This window comes from Geminocystis sp. GBBB08 (assembly GCF_016743215.1).
Lineage (GTDB): Bacteria > Cyanobacteriota > Cyanobacteriia > Cyanobacteriales > Cyanobacteriaceae > Geminocystis.
On sequence record NZ_VRZC01000228.1, the window covers coordinates 1 to 4,835 of the forward strand.

At 37.4% G+C, this 4,835-nt stretch carries 1 protein-coding gene and 1 pseudogene; both read left to right on the forward strand.

The genetic code is table 11. The features are described from left to right. Positions 1 to 247: pseudogene (locus FWJ34_RS18250) on the forward strand (peptidylprolyl isomerase); the annotation flags it as partial. 220 nt (positions 248 to 467) lie between these two features. Beyond that, positions 468 to 4,802 (forward strand): multicopper oxidase domain-containing protein, encoded by a 4,335-nt coding sequence (locus FWJ34_RS18255; RefSeq protein WP_308256763.1) that lies wholly within the window; start codon positions 468 to 470, stop codon positions 4,800 to 4,802. Positions 4,803 to 4,835 lie beyond the last annotated feature (33 nt).

Below are 4,835 nucleotides of genomic sequence, written 5' to 3' on the forward strand. Positions count from 1 at the left end.
TACTTATATCTATGTTGGCGAACAAGAGCGTCAAAGTATTAAACAGAATTATACTAATTTTGTGGAAGAAGGCTTGGCTTTTTATGCCTATGGTGCTGAGGCTAATAAAGGACAAGATATTTACCGTTTTCAAAATACTAAATTACCCAGTACTTACATCTATGTAGGCTCGGCTGAACGTCAAAGCATCTTAGCTAATTATTCTAATTTTGTCGAAGAAGGAGTAGCTTTTGAAGTTGCAGCATAAGAAAGTGCATAAAACTATGGCTTTGCATCATTGCGAGATAATTTCTCTAAGTAAGCGAAATGGGATATATTGTGTCTATAAACATTTGCCAAAATTAAAAATAAAATAAATTCTTATGTATAAATCGTTAATTTTAAACCTTTATTCCCCGCTACCTGCGCCCTATTTTCTGGACAGATCGATCAATTAATAATAAAATTATTCAAGGAAAATATCAATTATGACTAATGCCTCATCTACCCGTACACTTACATTTAATCCAACGACTTATAATTTGGTCAATGGGTTGAATCAGGACTTGGTTTATAATCAGAAAGTTTTTTTTGATGGAATCCCCCAGGAATTAAATGGAATCATTACCGTTTATGATATTCCTAACGATGGTATTGAAAATGCTGGACCTCAACAATATCTAAATATTCTGATCAATCCTAATCTCGCTCAAGGTACTCCAAGTAATACTCCCAATGCACCTTATGGACTGACTGACCTAATAGGATCGGTTTACTTGTACGATGTTTTTAAAGATGATGGAAATGGGAATTTAGTCTATGATTCTTCTCAGGGTAATACTAATCCCGATGCTTTTCCTTTCCTTAAACAAAATTATCCAGAACTACCACTTGGTTATATAGCCTTACAAGGAAGTGGTCCAAATAAATTGTTTGGTCAAGAAACGGCGAATATAACACAAACCACTGACCCAGATGGAGTAATACATATCACCAATGTGGGTACTATTGATATTACTGGTGGTGAAGGGATATTTCAGGGAGCAACGGGTGTTCTGGAATATATTGAAAACGGTATTAGTGGTCTCCCTTATACTGGTAAGATCACCATAGAAGGAAACATTAATCTGAGTGATATTGGTAATCTCAAAAGTGCTTATATAATCGGACAAGATAACTTTGATTCTTGGAGTCAAGGCTTTGATGCCGATGGTTATTTAAAAGTTTTACCTCATCCTGATCAAAAAGTAGCTTATAAAGATCCTTTTTTATTATGGCAACAGGATAACCAAAACTATAAAAACGGTGATTTTGTCTATGAAGGGGCTAACGGTGAATACTACTCTAGTTGGGGACCTCGTGAAGTTTTAGAATTAACCCTCAACGTAGATGAACTACAACAATTAGTTATTGATGGTTTTGGTATTCTTGAACAGGGAGATCATTTTATTGATTGGTTAGATAAAGCGACACCTTACGATATTTTAAGGGCGTATAATGGTAAGATTCCTGGACCGATGCTCATCACTGAACCCGGGGACACGATCAAAATTACTCTTAACAATAATTTAGATCAAGTTATAAACTTACATACTCATGGTTTACACGTTTCTCCTGTAGGTAATGGTGATAATGTTTTAATATCAGTTCCTTCTGGTGGTACTTGGGAAACAGAAATAAAAATCCCTGAAGACCACTTTATTGGGCCTGACTGGTATCATCCACACTTACACGGTGAGACTAATGTCCATGTAGCATCAGGATTAGGAGGTTATTTATTAATAAACCCTCCCTATGATTTACCCGATTTAGAGAAATTTGATCCTGTAACCAGTCCCTCCTTTTTCATGGCGATTCAAAGTTTCGGGATTCAACAGCAGTATCGTGGGGGTAGCCCTAATGATCCTTTAAATCAATCTTCAGATCCTAATATTCTTCTTCCTGCAGGTACACCTTTAGATGTAAAAGTAGAAAATCAGAAAAATGTTTATTCTTTATCTGAATCCCCCTTCCTTGGTTACAACGGTAAACCTGAACTTTATAATCCCTTACTCCCCCTCGGAAGCCCCCCCCCTAATCTGTTGAACTCTTATGGTCAAGGTGCGTTAGCTGAACCAACTGAAAACGTCATTCATACTGTTAATGGTCAATATAACCCTACCATTGACACCACTACAGGAGCTTGGAATTTATTTTCTTTTGGCAATTTCACGGTTAACTCTTTTTATGTAATTCAGTTATTGAAAGAAGAAACCGATGGTAGCTTAACTCCTCAAGATATGCTTTTAACGGCTATTGATGGTGATGCGGCTGGAGTTGTTGAAGGAATTAGAAGGGAATTAACCGTTAGCCCAGTACTTAATCCTGGATCTCGTATTTCCCTACAAAATTGGTTTGAAGAACCGGGTAAATATTATTTTTTGGCAAATGCTACCGAAGAAGTCCTTGGAGAAAATGCACCAGCCATCACTCAAAATAAAGGTTTTAGCGATGGACATTTAATTTGGGGATCTCAAGTTTTAGCAACTATTGAAGTGACAGGAAATAGTATTCCTACCGGTGCTTTTCCCGAAGCCTATGACGTTTTAATTAAGCAAAGCGATGAAATTAATGCTTTAGTCGATAATGCTTTAAATAATGGTGTCACTCAAGAACGTACTTTTGTCTGGTCTGCTAATGTCGGTGGTGCTCTTTCTGAAAATCGTTTTCCTACTGATACAGATGTGACTACATTTGAGGGAACTTATCGTATTAATGGAGAGTATTTTGCCACTCAGGGTGGTGGTATGCCTCCTTTAACTATGCCCATGTTAGGTAGTACTGAAATTTGGAACGTACAGAATACCTCTGGTCTTGACGATGAAAAATTCAAAGAATTAGGGATTAATGCTCCTCTATTAGAATGGCATCCTTTTCATATTCATCAAAACGATTTCGTAGTTTTAGAAATCAATGGTATTCCCGTAGAACAAATTCAAAATAACTATTTAGCAAGGGTTTTAAGTGATACTATTGCTCTTCCCCCTAGTTATGCCCCCGGCTCTGTAACTCCAGAAAATCCTTATGGTACTCCTCAACTTAACGGCACTCCTTCCGAAGTAAAAATCTTAATGGAGTTTGCTGATTATCCCGGTGCTTATGTCAATCACTGTCATATCCTTTTTCATGAAGACGCAGGTATGATGGCGGTAGTTAAGGTTATCTTAAATACTGAGAAAACTTGGCTTGGTTTAAGTAATGAAGTTGGTAGTACCGTTACTTTATTGAAAGCCAGTAATACAAATCAAAATTTAATTCTCAATGCCTACGATGCTAGTAATGGCGTGGAAGTGGCCATCGCCGATGTTAACTATAAAAATAACTTAGGATTAGGTAATACAAATGTTACCGATAACGTCACTGATATAGTTACAATTCAGAAACAATTAACCAGTTTAGATCAAAGATTCACCATTAAAGTTTTTGACGGTAAATCCACTTTCGACAAATTAGAGCAGGGTAATACTTTATTACAAGGGAACGATTCTAGTTTATTATTAGCTCAAATTACTCCTTTTGTTAACACTGCCCCTACTTTACAACAACAAACGGCGATCGCCACAGGTGATATTGACGGTGATGGTTTTGCGGACATCGTGACAGTTATTGGTGGTGGTGTTACACCTTTAATCGAAGTTTATAGTGGTAAAAATTATCAATTTATGGCGAGTATTGCCCCCTTCCATCACGAAAATTTTAAGGGCAATATCAACGTTGCTGTGGGTGATGTTAATGGTGATAACTTCTATGATATTTTAGTGTCCCAAGGAGAAGGAGGACGAGGATTAGTAGAAGCCTACGATGGTAAAATCTTAGAGGGTTTAATTCGATCAGGAATTAGTGATCTCACCGCCAAAGATGTTGCCCATGAGACAGCTTTTCTTCATTCTGACTTTCAACCCTATGGTGATTTTAGTGGAGAAGTGAAAATTACTTCGGGTTATGCCTTACAAACTCCTCAAACCCCTAACGGTTCGCCATCTCAAACCAGTGCAGCCAATATCACTACCCTCGCCGTAGGTGACTTACCCCAAGTACAACAAAGGGTTAAAATTCATACTCTAATCAGTGGGCACGGTAGTCATAGTAGTTCCACGGTAGCCGCCTCCACCAGTGAAAGTGAGCATAATCATGATACTTCTATGGAGGTTGGCACTACTTCTGTTTTACCAGATACTATTAAATTAAGTTCGGAATTTACTCCCAATGCTAATCTCAATGATTTAGACGGGACATTTGCCGATATTAAAGGTGTGCGAGGGCAAGGGGTGATTTTTGCTAAAGATACTCAAGGAAATCAACAATTAATCCAATTACAGGAGGATAATATACCTCAATCCACGGTGGTTGAAGCCTCTTCTGTGGCAGTTTTATTTAATACTCCTTTGTACCGTTTCCAAAATCAAGATATTCCCACTACTTATCTTTATGCTGGAGAACAAGAAGCTGAAAATATTCGCCAAAATTTCCCTAATTTCCAAGAAGAAGGTTTTGCTTTCAATGGCTCAGAAACCCCTACGGATCAATTAATTTCTCTGTATCGTTTCCAAAATATGAATGTCATTGGAACTTATCTCTATGTCGGTGAGCAGGAACGACAAAGCGTATTACAAAATTACCCTAACTTTAAAGAGGAGGGATTAGCTTTTTATGCCTTCGGAGTTGGATCGAATCAAGGGCAAGATATTTATCGTTTCCAAAATACGGACGTACCGGGCACTTATCTTTTTTTGGGTGAAAATGAACTCCCGAGAATTTTAGCAATTAATCCCAACTTTTGGTAGGAAGGGATACCTTTTAAAATTTTAAAAATAAAT